The following is a 16,321-nucleotide window of genomic DNA, read 5'->3' as shown; positions in this document are numbered from 1 at the left end:
AACGACAGATGAAACTTGCACGCAATATCCTATTGGTCGACGACGAGGCCTCCTGGCTACGCACGCTGGCGGTAACCCTCAACCGTCTGGTCCCCGAGGCAGAGATAGATACCTGTGTCGACAGCCGCCAGGTGCTCAACCGCCTAGAGGTAGGCGACTATGCCCTGGTGCTACTCGATCTCACCATGCCATTTCATTCGGGCGAAGAGCTGCTTGGGATGATCCGCGCCGAACATCCCAATACCCGGGTGATCATAGTCACTGGCGTCAACGAGGTGGATACCGCGGTGCGCTGCATCAAGCATGGCGCCTACGACTACTTCATCAAGACAGACAATGTCAGCGACTTAGCCCATACGGTACGCCGCGCACTTGAAGTGGTGGGGCTAGAGCGCAACTATCTACATATCAAGGAGCGCTTTCTCAGCCGCACCTTAGATAACCCCAAGGCCTTTAATAATATTCTTACCTGCGAGCCTGCGCTGCTGGATCAGTTTCGCTATCTCGAGGCCGTCGCCTTCAGCCCTGAGCCTCTGCTGATTTACGGCGAGAGCGGCACGGGCAAGAGTGAATTCGCCCGCTCCTGTCACCAGCTGTTCAGTCCAGAGCAGCCCTTTGTCAGCCTCAACCTGGCGGGCATCAACAGCGACACCTTCGAGCTCAAGCTCTGTGGCCGCCTGAGCCATAAGCCTAATGGTGAGCTCGATGCGGTGACCGGCTTGCTCCATCAGGCAGGCAGTGGCGTCCTCTACCTGAGTGAGATAGGCGCCCTCCCCCTGAGCGCCCAGATCATCCTGCTGGAGCTTATCGAGAGCAGAAGCTACTCCCCCCAGGGCAGCGACAGTCGTTTCCCCATCAAGTGTAAGTTTGTGGTCTCCACCCAGGATGATCTACTTGCGCTGAACAAGGCGGGCGAGTTTCGTAGCGATCTCCTCTACCGCCTGCGCGCCCACAAGATAAAGCTGCCTAGGCTGGCGGAGAGACCGCTGGATATCGCCATGTTGATCAACCACTTCATTGCCGAGGCCGCCGAGGAGATGTCCCTTAGTGCTCCACAGCAACCCAGGGATCTGGCGCCCAAACTACTGGACTATGACTTTCCTGGGAACCTCAATGAGCTCAAGGGTATGGTATTCGATGCCGTCAGTCGCAGCGACGGCGTCACCCTCAACATCTCCCCCTTCATGGAGGCGGTGAAGGAGCATAAGTCACTCACGGCTACGCCTGGAGATCACATCATCTTTCCAAAGTCCCTGCCGACGCTGGCCGAGATGAACCAGGCCCTGATCGACGAGGCCATGAGCCGCACGGCCAACAATCAGACGGCGGCGGCGCAGATGCTGGGAATAAGCCAGAGCGCCCTCAGCCGGCGATTGACCAAGGGACACTGACCAAGGGACACTGACCAAGGGGCACTGACCAAGGGGCACTGATCAAGGGGCACTGACCAAGGGGCACTGACCAAGGGGCACTGCTCCGAGTAGCCTATCGAGAGGTTAGAAGCTAAAGCAATAAAAAAGGGACGCGTAGCGTCCCTTTTTACTCTCAAGCGAATAAGTTAAAGGAGCTCCAATGTCTTAGTCGCAAGCAAGTTATTATTGAGATCAGATAATTCCACTGTCAATTTACCCTTGAACAGCTCATCGTCGCCAAACGAGATACGCGTACTCCATGTGTCCTCCTGGCTTCCCCACAAGAAGTTCGTCTGCACTATCTCTTTGCGTCCCTTATCGTCCTCTTTAGTCCACTTGGCGATAAAGGCGACCTTGCTCTGTTGATCCACACCTTTTTGCGGCTCAACTTCGAAGACCATTCCTAACACCAGGCTGGGTGAGGCATCAAAACGCTTACGCTTCTCGTAAATCCTATACTTCTTGTAATAACGACTATATTCGATTGCGCCGGCTTCAACACCCTCTAACATCACTTGCACATCCGAGACGCCGTACTCCTGTTTAACCAAATCCTGGATGAGCTGAATCTCTTTGGCATCAAAATGTCCGTAAGTATAAAGCTGGCTTATTATCCAATGCAGCAACTTACGCGAATCGTCAGTCACGGCATTTTTCTGATCTTGCTTCGGCAAGTCCGCCAACTTAGAGAGCGCAAGCAGTTCGGTGCAGCGCTTCACATCTCTCAACTCATCCTTGGCGAGGCAGTATATTTTCCCCATCCTCAGTTGAGATCGCGCATCATAACCCTGCTCCACCGCAGCGCTATAAAACTCCACCGCCTTGGCCAGATCCTGAGTCACCTCTTCGCCATCATCGTATAACAAGCCGAGCCAATTACTGGCCGACGCATAACCTAAGGAGGAACCTATCTCTACCCAGCTTATCCCATCCGCCACCAGACGAGTGCCTTCCTGACTGTCATCGCCCCCCATCAGCTCTGTGGTCTGCTTCCCTTGAGTCTCTTTAAGCAACTGCTTGCCCTTTTGCACCAGCTTAACCCCATAGTTATAAGCAGAGCGTCCATCGCCGGCTAACGCGGCTTGATGATAATAGGCAAGTGCCTGAGAAGGACTATTTTCAACTTTATTATCAAAGTTATAGCCATCGGCAATGATAGCCAGGTCATAGCCCAGCTGGTGTGCAAGTTCAGGTTTTACGCCCGCCATCTCATGGTATTCAGACAGCGCCAAGGTTCGTTTCAAATAATCGGCCACATAAGCATTTTCATGTTGCTGCCAATACCAAGTATTCTGACCGTGCGCCGTCTTGTCATAATAAAGGTGCTCGACCCGCTTACCTTGTTTCTCGAGCACATATTGCATACGTTGCGAGTGTTCAAAGTCGGCGATACGATCCTCTTTACCGGCAATTAGCAGCACTGGTGCTTCTATCTTATCGGCCAGATAGACGGGGGAATACTTCAACAAGTCGTCACTCAGTTCACCCACAACTTCACTCACTGCCTTGCGATATTCCTCTAGCACCTTGTAGTTGCTACCATTAAACAAAAGCGGGAGGTCATAGACACCGTAGGCACCAATGGCGCATTGATAATCTTTAGGATGCTTGATCGCTAACATCAATGCAGAATAGCCACCATAACTCGCCCCCATGGCGCACATCTTCTCGAAGGAATATTGTTTCCTGACATGATTAACCGCAGCCGTGATATCTTGCTCAATCGCCTTACCAAACTCGCCCTTACCGCTATTTAGGAAAGACTTGCCATACCCCTCGGAGCCTCGGAAATTTACCCTTAAGACAGCAAAACCACGGCTTGCAAAATACTGAGTATCATTATTGAAGTAGTTATAATCGCGTCTACCGATAGGCCCACCATGGGGCATAACAAGCAAGACACCATTACGACTCTGCGAATTAGGCAAGGTGAGGTAGCCTTCGACGTTAACACCGGGCACACTCTCTACGCTAAAGACCTGAGTGTCAGACAAGTCAAAGGCCATCAGTTCAGGATTCAGCTCAGTCAACAACTCAACTTTGTCCGCCTCTTGGTCATAGAGATAGTAGCTACCGGGATCATTTGAGGCATAGACAAATAATACTTGATGCTTGTTATCAGGTGCGTAGGCACTAACAACCCCTTCTTTACCCTTGAAATGATGCTTAATCAGTGAGTCGCCTTCTGTCGTGCCACTATCGAGAAATTGGATAACATGCTGGCCATTCTCAACATAGGTCACCGAACTTATGCCATTGCCAGCATTATTCACCTCTCCGCTGACAAGATCATACTTAGGATGTTCATAGATAAGCTTACCAAGCTTTTGGCTAGCAATATCAAACTCATAGAGCGCAATCTTATCTGTGTTTTCGTTGCTCAAGACCGCCAGCTTATCATCGCCAATGAAGCCAATGGGGCTAAATTGCACCTTCTTATCAGTGATCTCAAACAGCTGCTTCCAGCGTCGATCTGTCAACTCTCGATAAAGCACTTCCCCCTTCATCGCCTCAATATCAACGGTCACGGCAAACAAGGCTTTGCGTATATTGTCCCAACCAAAAAAAGCCACATCTTTAAGTTTTTGTTCAACAAGGCTGCCCTTGTCGAAATCTTTATCCAGCAACTGTGCCAGGGTCAGTTTATAGAGTTGGTAGCTGAGTCGTCCGTCATAGCGATTCTTGGCGAAAAGCACATGGTTGGGCTCATCAACAAGCGGATCCACCAGGTAGCTATCGTTTGGCAGCGGCACCAACTCAGAGGTAAATTTTCCCTCCTTCTCTGACAGCTTGAGTAGCACATGCCTAGATTCACCACGCTTTACATAATGGATATAGAGCACCTCATCATTGATCCAACTATATTCACTCAGTCGCTCATCGCTATCGAATGAGCCGATATGTTGATACTCCTTATCGCGAGTATCGATAAGTGAAATATAGGATTTGCCTTCCTCCACGATAAGCGCAGAGATATGCTTACCATCAGGCGTAAATGTCACGTGGGACATCATGGGAGAGCGATAAAGCGTCGAAGCTGGGATAGGCAACGCATGAATCGAAAGGCTAATGATTAACAGCGCTAAGGCGATCAAATACTTCATAGTGCAGCCTCCTTCGACTCGCTTAAGCCTTCTGCAAATTCGAGAAAGTTATCTTTTCCAGGGCCTGAATAACGCACCTGACGCGACTGCAAAATGTTAGGAAAAGAGGATTCGAGAAAACGCAGTGCCTTGGTTGAACGATTTTCGAGGATAATCTCTGCCGACGTGATTTCCCACAATCCCTGAATTTCTATGTTCAAGTCCCCCACATAGCTCACCTGATTCGGCCGGACTTCAAAATCCCAGTAGCCCTCCTCAAGCTCCATATAGACGTAGCGCCCAAACTTCACATCTTCGATTCGATAATGACCGGCTGGCACATCCACCAATATATAATTACTACCAAACTTAAGATCGCGCTCGGTCAACATCAGCTTGTTATCACCGCCGATAAGAATACTGTGTAATCCCCAATTGGTATCAACACCGATCAGCAGGTAACCACTGTTTTCAGCTAAGGTTTTATCAACATCTTTTGAAATGGACTGCAGCCTTTGGGCACAGCCAGAGAGGGTACTCACCACTATGATGAGTAATAAGGTCATGAATTGTTTCATCGAATTCCCTTTCGTCTATCTATTACAAGCGACGGTTAATTACCGTTTCTCATTTTCTAGTAATAAAGTGCTATATCAACCGCTCTAAAATACCCAAATAAAACAAAAAATCAACACTTTTAACAAACACTTAATTAACCAAGCGCTAATACACATCGCTGATGAATGACGCTTGCTGGCACCCCTTTCCTCACAATCAAATAATAAAAAGGCCCGCCAGAGGCGGGCCAATTATCGATAAAATGAAACCGTAAGATTAACCTTAACTCACCTCACTGGTACGAGGCACAGTGACAGCCTGCTCCTCTTCATGGGCGTTCTCTGTGGCGTCGACTATGGTGAGCACGGCGGCGTCACCCACGACGTTACAAGAGGTCAGTACCATGTCGATCAGTCTATCCAGTGCCGCGACAATCACGAAGGCCTCGACTGGCAGACCCATCTGGTGAATCAGCACGCCGATCATCACCATGCCGCCGCCTGGCACGCCGCCTGCGCCAACAGACAGCAGGAAGATGCTGAACAGCAGGGCGGGCAGCTGATCCATGGCGATAGGAGCACCGAAGGAGTTAGCCACGAAGAAGATGGCGATGGTGATATAGATAGAGACGCCGCCCATGTTCATGGTCGCCCCCAGCGGCACGCCGAAACCGGCCACGGCGCGCTTCACGCCCAGCTTCTCGGTCAGGGTACGCATGGTGACAGGAATGGTGGCATTCGAGCTGGCGGTCGACAGAGAGAATAGGATCTGCTCCTGGGTCTTGGCGCGGAAGGTCTTGGCCGACACAGGGGTAAACAGGCTCACCGCCCAAGGGTAGACCACGAAGATCCACAGCAGCAGCAGGCTGAGGATCACCACCAGGTATTCGACAACGCTGAGGAATAGGCTAGCCTCCAGGGTCGCGCCCAGCTTAAACATCAGCGCAAACACACCAATCGGCGCCAGCTGCATCACCACACTGATAAGTTTCATCATCAGCTTGTTGCCTTCCGTGAAGCCTTGTTGCAACAGCGGCACGGCGCCATTCATCGCCTTGATGACACCACCTACCAGCAGCGCCATGAAGATCACCTGTAGCATGTTGCCCGAGGTGAAGGCGGCTACCGGGTTGCTCGGTACTATGTTGACGATAAGCTGCATCAGGTTAGGCAGCTCGGTTGCAGTGATCTCTGCGCCCGTGCCCCCCGTCATGTCTACCCCGAGTCCTGGCTTAAGCAGCAGGGCCACGGTCAGGGCGGCGAAGATGGCCACCAGGGTATTGATGATATAGAAACCGAAGGTCTTGCCGCCAAGGCGACCGAAACTCTTGAGGTCGTCGAGTTCCAGCACGCCGCAGACGATGCTGACGAAGACCAGGGGCACCACCATCATCATGATCATGTTGACGAACATGGTACCTAAGCCGGAGGCGACCTCGACCAGGGTACCGGAGAAAAACCCGACATCGGCCAAGAAATATTGAATGATGCTACCCAGAACCAGGCCAGAAAAGAGGCCGATAAAGATGCGCGTTGAAAGTGATTTAGTCATATGCTTGCCTTGTTTTGCCGCGCATCTATCGTGCGCTTTTTTTCTTCTCCATCTAGCGTGGAGATAGTGATGAGAGCCGTGGCTCTGCCGTTACTGGTCAGTGATAGTGGATCATGCTAGTGATAATTTCAATCATAATCTGGGCAGGTTAACAGCCTACAAAAGGTGAAAGCAAAGAGAATTACAATGCAAGCCATTGATTTAAAAATACAAACATACACACCACCCGTTTAAGGCTAAATAACAAGTTTTACCTGTTAGCACAACAAACCAACAAGGCATTCACAAAAGCCTCTCTCAAGCCAGTGAAACACGCCAGCAAGAACAAATTAACCAACATTAAACTCTGACATAACCACGATATTCAGTGAGAGTCATTACTCACAGGCAGAGGCTAGTGAGATCCACTAGGCATAGGCGAAAACACAGCAGATAGCCAAGAAGGCAGATAAACAAAAACCGCTAAACCAGCATTTTGATAAGCTACTGATTTAACGGTTTTAAGTGATTTTTAGCATCAGATAGCAACCGGATAAGCAGTCACTATATTGGTTAACACCTGATCACGGCTAATGCTTAAGCTTAAACTTAGGCCAACCATAACTCCACGTCACGTATGATGAAGTTGCCGCTATAGACAGGATGACGCTCGCCTATGGGCTCAAGCTCGAAATAGCGCCTGTGCTCCTCGGGCAGGCCTTCATAGCCACAGATCACCTGATACAGCCAGCTCTCGGTATCCCAGCTCAGCTCGTTGGCTCTATGATAGTCCAGCGCCGATTGTCTGAGTCCTGAGTCGATCACGGCGCAGAAATACTCATCCACCGCTAGCTTGAGCGGATTATCGGGAATATCGAAGTCTTCCGCCTCCACTAGCGCAAAAGGCACATCATGGTCACGCACCGAAAGATCACGGCCCGCGCGGCTGATGCTCTTGATCTGCGACACCATGGCCAGCAGTTCGGCTTCCTGACCTGTGTTGGTCACATCCACCGCCGCCGGTGCCAGAATCGCCTCGGCGCGATTAAACAGGGTCGGCAGCTGCTTGTGACTCACATGATCCGCCACCTCATAGTCTGGGTGCATATCCGTATAGAGCAGCCAGCCCTTGAGCAGGCGAGTACGCCCCTGGATCTGACGGAAACGGCCAAGTAGCTCCAGCAGGCGTCCCTGCACCACACTCAGTTCCTGGGTACAGTCACTCAGGGTCTCTTGTAAGCGGGTCACCAACAGCTTACGCAGCTCGCGGATATCGCCGGCAATCTCACCCAGCTCGCTAAACTGGAACATCTCCAGGCCGTTGAGCAGCTCGGTCACCTGACTCTGGGCCAGCTCATTTTCACGTATCTTGGCGTTGATGGTGCCTACATAACCGAATTCGTTGTTGATCCGGCTCCAGAGCACACGAATAGAGTACTTCAGCCCCTCGGTAAAGCTGTAGACCTGCTCGCTGAGATCGGCCAGATAGGCCTCGCTGGCGCCGTAATCGGCCGCCTGGCGAGCCTCCTTATAGTGATCCGCCAGGGTCTTGATGGTGGCAAGCGAAGAGCCAACATTGGCATCGATCTGTCGATTGCGCTCATCGCTCAGCACCTCTTCGAGCAGGGCGCGCACCGAGCGTTTCAGCCTCAGTCCCTGCTCGCCGTCGGGTTGCCACAAGATGTCGGCCTTACGCAGCTTGTCGATGGCACCGGCGCGTTCGCCCTCTTCGGTCACAGAGCCAGACAGATAGACATCCATGATGAGATCCGCATGGCGCCCCAGCTGCTTGAGTAGCGTGACCCCCGCCTGATGTAAGTTGCTACTCATATCAGATCAAGTCCCTCTGGGTTGCGGTTTCCGCCTGGGCCTCCAGGCTGAGTCCTTCGGTTTCATCGATAAAGCGGATCACCTCATAGAGATAGTCCAGCTTACCGGTGGCGATATAGATCTGCTTCTCCTGGTTGGGACGCAGCAGATATCCCAGCTCCACCAGGCGCTTAAACACCAACTTGATCTGCGCGTCCACCTGAGTAGAACTTGAGCCAAACAGGCGATAGTGGCTGATCTTGGCCAGCTGCTCACGAAACGCCGGCGTATCTTCGATACGTGTCTGTAACTCATTGAGACGCACCGCCGCACCTTCTGACAGGGGCGCATCCTGGCCGCTGGCCTCTTGCACCAGCACCAACCACTCCACTAGCGGGATCAGCGCATGACAGATGTCGCGAAACTGACTGGAGATCACCTTACGCTCATCGTCCCCCAGTTGCAGATAGCCACAGAAGAACACCTCGCCCTCCCCGGCTGAGGCCAGGGTGCGGTTGATCTGATTCAGGTATTGCTCGACGCTGTCACGCGTGGTCTGGGACTTGAGCGCGCGCCAGGCGTCTTCGTTACTGGTTCGGCAGATAAACTCGCCGCGCAGCAAGGCTTCGATCAGGGCGCCCTGGCCCACGAGTACGGTTTGTGTGCTAGTGCTCATTTACACAGCCTCCTTGGCAAAACGCTGGCTCAGCTTATCGGCAATAGGGTTAACTTGCGGCTTAACCACCTGTAATTTCTTGGTTTGCTTATTGATGATGTATCGGTTGGCAAACAGGTTAAGCACCTCTGACTCAGGGTTCGGGAAGGCGCCCAGTACCGAGATGTTGTTGTTCTCACAGGCATCGAAGATCTTCTTCACGTTGCCGTGGTGCAGGGTACCCAGCTCGTCGATCGGCCAGTGGATGGTGACGTCGGCGCGGCCACGCAGCAGGCGGGTGAAGGCCAGCAGGAACTTACACAAGATCAGATAGGCCATACCATGGCTCGACGACTCGTTGAGCTGACGGTCGGTACGGATCACCAGATCGCTGTTGCCCTCCTTCAGGCGCAGCTCGATCTCCAGCAGCTTGGCGATACCGCCAGTCAGGGCGGCGCGGCCAATAATATCCAATGCACGGCGCATGCTGCTGGTGTAGTGCTCGTCAGGCAGATCGGCAAAGCCTTCGGCCTTCCACTGTTTGAACGCCTTAACGAACTCCTCCAGCTCGGGCCAGAACTCGAGCTCGCTGATGCGTGAGCGGATACGCACCGCCGACTCGCTCACCCCGTCGAGGAACAGCTCTTCACCCACCTCGCGGGTGATGCGTGCACTCTGGGAAGCGATGCGGCGGTCGATATCCGCCAGCACGTCGTAAAACGCCGTCAGATCGATACCAAAGTTACGCCCCTGCTCTCGCAGCCCCATGATCGCCTGTGGCACCATTACGTTGAGCAGCTGCTCAAGCTGCGGCACCAGCTTGCGATAATCCAGCAGGCGAATGCCCTTGTCGTTGACGAAGCTCGACTCCTCGCGGGCGCGCTCCCAGGTCTCAGACAGGCTAGAGCCCGACTTGCTGGCGATCACCGAGTCGAAATGCTCGATATACTGCTTCACCGATCCCATCAGCTGATCCCGGCGCAGCAATAACTCTTCGCCCTGACGCAGACGCTCGGTGAGTCCACCCTGCATCTCATCCTGGCTCGATGGCAGCTTAAGCTCTGCCAGCTTGCGCATCACGGCGCGCAGCTTGGTCAGGTTCTCCGAGGCCTCCACCTGGATGGCATCGGACTGTTTACGCTCGCTATCATATTGCTGGCGCTGATGTTTAATCTCGTTGGCCTTAGTGGTGAGCTGTTGCGTCAGCTCGGTCACCGCCATCTTGACCTGACTCAGCTCGGTCTGCAGCTTAGGCTTACGGGCCAGCCAGGTGTGTTGATACCAGTCGTCGAAGCGCAGTACCTCGCTGCGGCGCTGCTCCGCCTTGCTGATGTTGCTCTCCAGCTCGCGGATCTCCTGCTTAAGCTTAAGGATCTTGTCTTCATCCACGCCGCGGGACTTCAGCTCATCCTTATACCACTGCTCGCAGGCCTTCTGCTCCGCCTTGGCCGCCTGGCGGCGATCGTTAATATTCTGCTTCACCTGGGAGAGCTGGGCATCCAGCGCGCCGACCACTTCCTGCCAGTAGGCCTTCTTCTCCATGCGCGCCTCGAGCGCCTGCTCGTTTTGTTCCTCGAGCCACTCCTGATGCTGAGCCTTAAGCTGTTTCATCTCGCTGTCGAGACGGGCGAGACGCTTCTGCGACTCGGCCTTACGGGCAGAGAGTGCCTGATTGATCTTCTCCTGCTCGGCGCGTTTCTCGTCGAACAGGCGGCGCAGATCGTCGCGGCTGTTCTTGTAGGCCGTCTTGGCAAAGGTGAGTTCGCGATTAAGCTTATCCAGCTCGGCATTGATGGCCACCAGGGCCTCCTCCGCCTCGGCCTGCAGCTGCTTGGCGCTGGCCAGCGCCTCCTCGGCCTCGCTGTAGCGGCCCCTGAGCTCCTGCTCCGAGGCAGCATATTCTGGAGTTGCCAGCGCCTTGAGATCCAGCTCGACGCCGCAGAAGCTGTCGCCGCCGGCCGACTTGGCCGGGTGCAGATCGCTGCGATGTAAAAGCTCTGGGTTGATCAGCTTGCCTATGCTCTCCTCCCAGCCGTCGACCTCCTTGCGCAGGTACTCAAGCAGGGTATGAGACTGAGGAAAGAGCACCTGATGCAGCTCATCCAGTGCGCCCTGACGCTCGATAACCCTTAGCCCTGCCTGTCTCAGGCTCTCGTTGGCCTGGTCCCGCTTGGCTCTGAGCTTGCGCTCCTCGCCTGCCAGGCGATCCACCATGGCGTTGCACGCCTCCTGCTCCTCGTCGGCGCGGGAGATACGCTCGTCAAACACCGCCAGGGTCAGCTTCTCTTCTTCGCTGTAGGTGACGCCGTTAATCTGCATCTGCAGCTCGGCCGCGGTCAGCTTGAGCTGATATTCCTGCTCGTTGTGCTTGGCGCGGCCCACCTCCATCTGCTCACGCCAGCTTTGCTCGAGGGCGGCCAGCTCCTCACGGCCCGCCTCCTGCTGCTTGTCTCTGGCTTCGCGATGTTTATCTTGTTCTTTATCTAGCTGTTCCAGTTCGCGGTTGAGGTTCTCGCCAATCTTGCTACGACGGGCATTGTAGGCCGCCTCGATATCCTGGTGCTTCTCGGTCTGCAGCTTATGACGCTCGGTCAGATTCTCCAGGCTGGCGCGCCAGCTAGGCAGCTGCTCAAGGTCCAGCTTGGCCTGCTCTATGTCGGCATCGAGAAAACCTGCGTGCTGATCTTCTATGATATCCAGCTCGTGCTCTATCTTGGCCACGTCGCCCTTGGCGGCTGAGAGGTCCAGGTTAAGCTCGTCGCGCAGCTCCTTCCACTCGTCGTCGAGCTGACGCAGCTTGTTACCAAGATCTTTCGAGCGCTGTTGATTGATCTCCTGACGCTCTATCTCCTGGGCCTCATCCTTGCCATAGCCGCGTTTGAGTCCGGCCAGACGCTGTTCGGCGCTCAGTAGCTGATTAAATTCCTGCTCTAATTTGTCAAATTCGGGACGGATCTGCTCGAAGCCCTGGATTAATTGGCTCTCGCGGATCCAGGCCTCTACCCGCTGAGGGTTGAGACGTGAACTCGGCGGGTTAACCCCATCCTCCTCCAAGATGGCGGCGATCATCGACTTGATGGTCTCCATCTTGCCTTCTTTGGAGTGCACCGCCTTAGCCAACTTCTCTATGTGGCGCAGCGTATGTTCGTGCTGACACAGGGAGAACTGACGGGCATAGGCGCGTAATTCGCTGCGGTTGCTGCCGGTGCTGAGCAGGGTGCGATCGTTTTGGATGATGGCGCGATACTCACGGGTGTTCAGCAAATTAGTCACCGCCACCCCGGCGCGTTTCATCTCCCGGCCGAGCTCGGCCATGTTATGGCAAAGAATCGACTCCCCTTGTTGCGACTTGACATAGTCTTCCAGCTCGAAGCCCTTGCCGATGAAACGGTAGTTGACCCCCTTGCCGTCACCTGCAGAGGCCAGTACAGCCTGGGTCAGCAGGCCATCGTCGCGGCGATACTCGTAGATGATATAGCTGGAATCATGGGGCAGATACCAACGCTCGAAGCTGTCACGGGTCGAGGGCACCACGCGGCTGGGGTACTCGCCATAAAACACGGGCACCAGACGCTGTAGTGTGGTCTTGCCCGAGGCATTGGTACCACAAATATTGGTGTGTCCATCGAGGGCGAGTTCCACAACGCCAGGGAGGTGCGTATTGATCAGCACGATTCGATTTAAGCTTGGCATCTCTTTCCTTATCCAAACGAGCTTGTCGGCCGCCCAGCGGGGCGAGCAGCAAAGGGGAATAGCAAAACAATCCCACTAAAGTAAAACAAAGCTATCGGCTTGGCAATCTGGCCCGAGACTTGCGCGGGGTAGTCGTTTAAAAAGCGTGCGTAACGCCCGATTTCAGACGGTTTTCACGGCAGGAATGAAGAAGACGGCAAGCATAAAGAGAAGGAGTGATGTTCAGGATCGGCTCGTGGCGAATGCCAATGGCTAAATGCTTGGAACAGAAAATTGAGAGCTGGGAACAGGAAATGGAGAGCTGGGAACAGGAAATGGAGAGCTGGGGCCGCAATTTAGGCGTCGGGAGCAGAAATAGAAAGGGCCGGCAAGCGCCGACCCCAATTCAGCATGCCAGCAGACTAGTCGGCTTGCTGATAGCTGACGCGGCGCGCCTCATAGCGGGCCACCATCTCATCCATGCTTGCATCTTCCAGTGGACGCAGGCCGCTAAGCACCAGGGTCTTCTCACCCGTGCCCACCAGGGTGTCGCCGCAGTGCAGCTCAAACTTCAGGGTCACGTCGCCGCGCTTGCCGTCTATCTCAAGCGTCTGCTCCACCAGGTTGAGGGCGATGCTGTCGAAATCTAAGGTATTGAGATCGAACGACATGCTCTCATAGATCACCAGAGGACGGGCCGGGTTGATCATCATGCCGTGCTGCTTCATCAGCGGCACCAGCACATGGGTAAAGTTGAGCCCGGAGAAGGCCACATAGCTACGCACGAAGGACTCTGTCTGCACCTCGCACTCGGTTGTCTCGCCGCTGCGGCTCACACTCAGGTACTGCTTGTCCTTATCATCCAAGATGGCAAAGCTGTCACCGACCGCATCGGGAAACACCAGATTGACACCGCTGCCGACCATGCCCTCGAAACGAAATGTCATCTTCTGGCTCAGCCCATATTGTCCCAGCACCAAGGCAAACAGGAGATCTCCGGGTACGCAAAACTTCTTGGCATCGACATCGTGGATGGGATTAAAGTCCTGTGCGACCCCTTTGGCAAATTCGCTCGCCTGCTGGGCTGACACAGAGACCAATTGCTGTGCTTTATTAAAATAAGGACTTAGAAACATATCGGCTCGTCAATCAGGTGGTGTAAGAGTTAACTATAACAGTCAGTTAAAAATTTAAGGAGGCACAGTCTATAGCAAAACCCGCCAAACACTTCTCCGATGACTTGAGGAGCCCTTGTTTTGCCACCAATCTAGGCCGAAAGATCCGCCATTTCCCTGACGCAACTCTCCTATTCCCTTGACTCGTCTATGACTTAAGCCCATCTACTCGATCGCTCAAACTGTGCCCAAACCATGCCTAAAGCTGAGCCTCAAACCAGAAGCAAGAATGCTGATTTTCCCCAAAACTCCTCTAAAGCTGCAAAAAAGATAAATTTTTTAAAATTAACAATGTCAGTCAACGTCAAGGGTTAAAAATCAGGAAAAACAACATCAAGACATTGTTATAAAATGATTTTAAACCACACTAACGCTGCACTACCTGGGTACAAGCTCATTTACCTTGACTTTACATTTGTTGATCTCAATCAAAAAACTTAATGATAATAGTTTGCATTACGATACCTAGTTGATAGAATCGCCAGCAACTTAATAACCCTGATACAACAACTGGGAAGAGAAATGATGAAGAAAACGCTAATTGCCGCAGCACTGGTCAGCGCATTCGCTAGCCAAGCCGCTATCGCCTCAGATGAGACTCAAGAACTGCGTAAAGTGATCGAACAGCAACAGAAAGTGCTGAAAGATCTTGAGAAGCGTCTAGAGCAAACCGAGCAGCGTGTAGAGAAAACTGCCGACGCCGTTGAAGAAAGCAGCTCTGCTAAGAGCGCGACGACTATCGGTGGTTATGGTGAGCTTCACTACAACAACATCACTGACAACAAATCAGGTTCAGACAAGAAAGAGTTCGATTTCCACCGTTTCGTACTTTTCTTCGGCCACGAATTCACTTCAAACACACGTTTCTTCTCTGAAGTAGAGCTAGAGCACTCTATCTCTGGTGACGGCCAGAACGGTGAAGTCGAGCTAGAGCAGGCTTACATCGAGCACGATTTCAACGACATGCTGACCGGTAAGGCGGGTCTGTTCCTGATGCCAGTAGGTATCATCAACGAAACTCACGAGCCACCAGCATTCTACGGTGTTGAGCGTAACCCAGTTGAGAAAAACATCCTGCCAGCCACTTGGTGGGAAGCAGGTCTAAACCTAAACGTTAAGGCAGCCCCAGGCCTAGCCTTCGATGCAGCGGTCACTTCTGGCCTGAACGTTGGCGAAGACTACAAGATCCGTGGCGGTCGTCAGAAAGTTTCTAAGGCAAAAGCTGAAGATCTGGCTTACACAGCACGCGTTAAATACACTGCCGTTCCAGGTCTAGAGCTGGCTGCTACCGTGCAGTACCAATCTGATCTGACTCAAGGCCGTGGCGATGTCGATACCGCTTCTGCGACCCTATTGACTGCACACGCTATCTACAACATCGAAAACTTCACCGTTAAGGCACTTTATGCTCAGTGGGATATCGATGGTAAAGAAGCTGAAGCACTTGGCCGTGATGAGCAAACAGGTTGGTATATCGAGCCATCTTACCGTTTCAACGAAAGCTTTGGTGTCTTCGCTCGCTACAACGAGTATGACAACAACGCAGGTAACGGCGCCGACACTAAGGTCGAGCAAACTAACGTAGGTATCAACTACTGGTTGCACGAAAACGTTGTCTTCAAGGCCGACTACGAAAAAGTTGGTGGCGCTAAGGATGCCGACGGTTTCAACCTAGGCGTTGGCTACCAGTTCTAAGCCTTTGGCCCATCTAAGCCAATAGCACATACCGCAGTGCTCAATGCTCCCATTGAGCACTGCCTATGGCTAAGCCACTTTACGAGGTGTCTTAGTCATAGTTAACAAGCACAATGAAACAACAGCTGAACGGATTCATTACCACAGGCCTCCTCCACTCTTGCTACCGGGTCATCCAATGAAGTCTCTCTCTATCAAACTTATATTTGCCTCACTCTTCACCGCCTTCTGCGTACAGGCCGCCAGCGTCTACCAAAGCAGTGAAGACTTTATCAGCCAGGCCTTTGCAGGCCCCATGCCCAAGGCTAAGGTCTACTGGTTAGAGGATAGCGACAAGCTGGTGATCGAAGATATCCTGGCGCATAAATTCAACAAGATGCGCCTTCGCTACTGGCTGCAACAAGGCGAGACAGTTTGGATCCTCGAAGAGATAGGCAAGGAGTCCCCCATCACGGTCGGCATTCATGTGAAAGACAAGGCGATAGTGCAGACCAAGGTGCTGGTCTACCGTGAGAGCCGCGGCGACGAGGTACGCCACGAGTTTTTCACCGATCAGTTTAAGCAGGCCAGGCTTACCGAGGAACATCAGCTGGATCGCAAGATAGATGGCATCACAGGGGCCACCCTGTCGGTACGCGCCCTGACTAAGCTATCACGCATCGCCCTCTATCTGGACGACAAGGTCAACAAGCCCTAAGCCTAGGTTGGCGTTATTCTAAAGGCTGTTATATG

10 protein-coding genes are annotated in these 16,321 nt (G+C 53.1%); 3 read left to right on the top strand and 7 right to left on the bottom strand.

Translation table 11 applies throughout. The features are described 5' to 3' along the window. The first annotated feature begins 8 nt into the window (after nucleotides 1–8). Entirely contained in the window at nucleotides 9–1,391 is a 1,383-nt protein-coding gene (locus L1D43_RS01295; RefSeq protein ID WP_239849646.1) for a sigma 54-interacting transcriptional regulator, read from the top strand. 167 nt (nucleotides 1,392–1,558) lie between these two features. Here L1D43_RS01295 and L1D43_RS01290 read toward each other — a convergent pair whose 3' ends face one another. From L1D43_RS01290 to L1D43_RS01260, 7 genes are all read right to left on the bottom strand, one after another. Next, entirely contained in the window at nucleotides 1,559–4,516 is a 2,958-nt protein-coding gene (locus L1D43_RS01290) for a prolyl oligopeptidase family serine peptidase (protein WP_239849645.1), read from the bottom strand. Further along, entirely contained in the window at nucleotides 4,513–5,073 is a 561-nt protein-coding gene (locus tag L1D43_RS01285) for a hypothetical protein (protein ID WP_041510110.1), read from the bottom strand. Before L1D43_RS01285 ends, L1D43_RS01290 begins: the two co-directional genes overlap by 4 nt. Before the next feature lie 262 nt (nucleotides 5,074–5,335). Beyond that, nucleotides 5,336–6,604 (bottom strand): dicarboxylate/amino acid:cation symporter, encoded by a 1,269-nt coding sequence (locus L1D43_RS01280; protein ID WP_239849644.1) that lies wholly within the window; start codon nucleotides 6,602–6,604, stop codon nucleotides 5,336–5,338. A gap of 588 nt (nucleotides 6,605–7,192) precedes the next feature. After that, nucleotides 7,193–8,413 (bottom strand): phosphoenolpyruvate carboxylase, encoded by a 1,221-nt coding sequence (locus L1D43_RS01275; RefSeq protein WP_239849643.1) that lies wholly within the window; start codon nucleotides 8,411–8,413, stop codon nucleotides 7,193–7,195. 1 nt (nucleotide 8,414) lies between these two features. Next, a complete protein-coding gene (locus L1D43_RS01270; RefSeq protein ID WP_041510107.1) occupies nucleotides 8,415–9,068 on the bottom strand; it encodes a hypothetical protein in 654 nt (217 codons plus the stop codon). After that, nucleotides 9,069–12,740, bottom strand: coding sequence for an ATP-binding protein (locus L1D43_RS01265; protein WP_239849642.1), 3,672 nt, complete (start codon nucleotides 12,738–12,740; stop codon nucleotides 9,069–9,071). 401 nt (nucleotides 12,741–13,141) lie between these two features. After that, nucleotides 13,142–13,855 (bottom strand): DUF3581 domain-containing protein, encoded by a 714-nt coding sequence (locus L1D43_RS01260; protein WP_239849641.1) that lies wholly within the window; start codon nucleotides 13,853–13,855, stop codon nucleotides 13,142–13,144. A 564-nt stretch (nucleotides 13,856–14,419) separates the two neighbouring features. On the opposite strand from L1D43_RS01260, the gene L1D43_RS01255 reads away from it, so the two are divergent. Both L1D43_RS01255 and L1D43_RS01250 read left to right on the top strand, forming a co-directional pair. Further along, entirely contained in the window at nucleotides 14,420–15,589 is a 1,170-nt protein-coding gene (locus L1D43_RS01255; RefSeq protein WP_239851007.1) for a porin, read from the top strand. 178 nt (nucleotides 15,590–15,767) lie between these two features. Next, nucleotides 15,768–16,286: an FMN-binding protein gene (locus L1D43_RS01250; RefSeq protein WP_239849640.1), complete on the top strand. Its 519-nt coding sequence runs from the start codon at nucleotides 15,768–15,770 to the stop codon at nucleotides 16,284–16,286. The last annotated feature ends 35 nt before the right edge of the window (nucleotides 16,287–16,321 follow it).

It is taken from the genome of Shewanella sp. Isolate8, from assembly GCF_022398495.1.
Lineage (GTDB): Bacteria > Pseudomonadota > Gammaproteobacteria > Enterobacterales > Shewanellaceae > Shewanella > Shewanella aquimarina.
This window is presented reverse-complemented; position numbering and strand designations above follow the sequence as displayed.

Bases quoted from the DNA above. Each gene is read 5' to 3' on its own strand.
- L1D43_RS01260 (WP_239849641.1), bottom strand. From the start codon at position 13,855: ATGTTTCTAAGTCCTTATTTTAATAAAGCACAGCAATTGGTCTCTGTG.
- L1D43_RS01250 (WP_239849640.1), top strand. From the start codon at position 15,768: ATGAAGTCTCTCTCTATCAAACTTATATTTGCCTCACTCTTCACCGCC.
- L1D43_RS01285 (WP_041510110.1), bottom strand. From the start codon at position 5,073: ATGAAACAATTCATGACCTTATTACTCATCATAGTGGTGAGTACCCTC.
- L1D43_RS01270 (WP_041510107.1), bottom strand. From the start codon at position 9,068: ATGAGCACTAGCACACAAACCGTACTCGTGGGCCAGGGCGCCCTGATC.
- L1D43_RS01275 (WP_239849643.1), bottom strand. From the start codon at position 8,413: ATGAGTAGCAACTTACATCAGGCGGGGGTCACGCTACTCAAGCAGCTG.
- L1D43_RS01265 (WP_239849642.1), bottom strand. From the start codon at position 12,740: ATGCCAAGCTTAAATCGAATCGTGCTGATCAATACGCACCTCCCTGGC.
- L1D43_RS01295 (WP_239849646.1), top strand. From the start codon at position 9: ATGAAACTTGCACGCAATATCCTATTGGTCGACGACGAGGCCTCCTGG.
- L1D43_RS01290 (WP_239849645.1), bottom strand. From the start codon at position 4,516: ATGAAGTATTTGATCGCCTTAGCGCTGTTAATCATTAGCCTTTCGATT.
- L1D43_RS01280 (WP_239849644.1), bottom strand. From the start codon at position 6,604: ATGACTAAATCACTTTCAACGCGCATCTTTATCGGCCTCTTTTCTGGC.
- L1D43_RS01255 (WP_239851007.1), top strand. From the start codon at position 14,420: ATGAAGAAAACGCTAATTGCCGCAGCACTGGTCAGCGCATTCGCTAGC.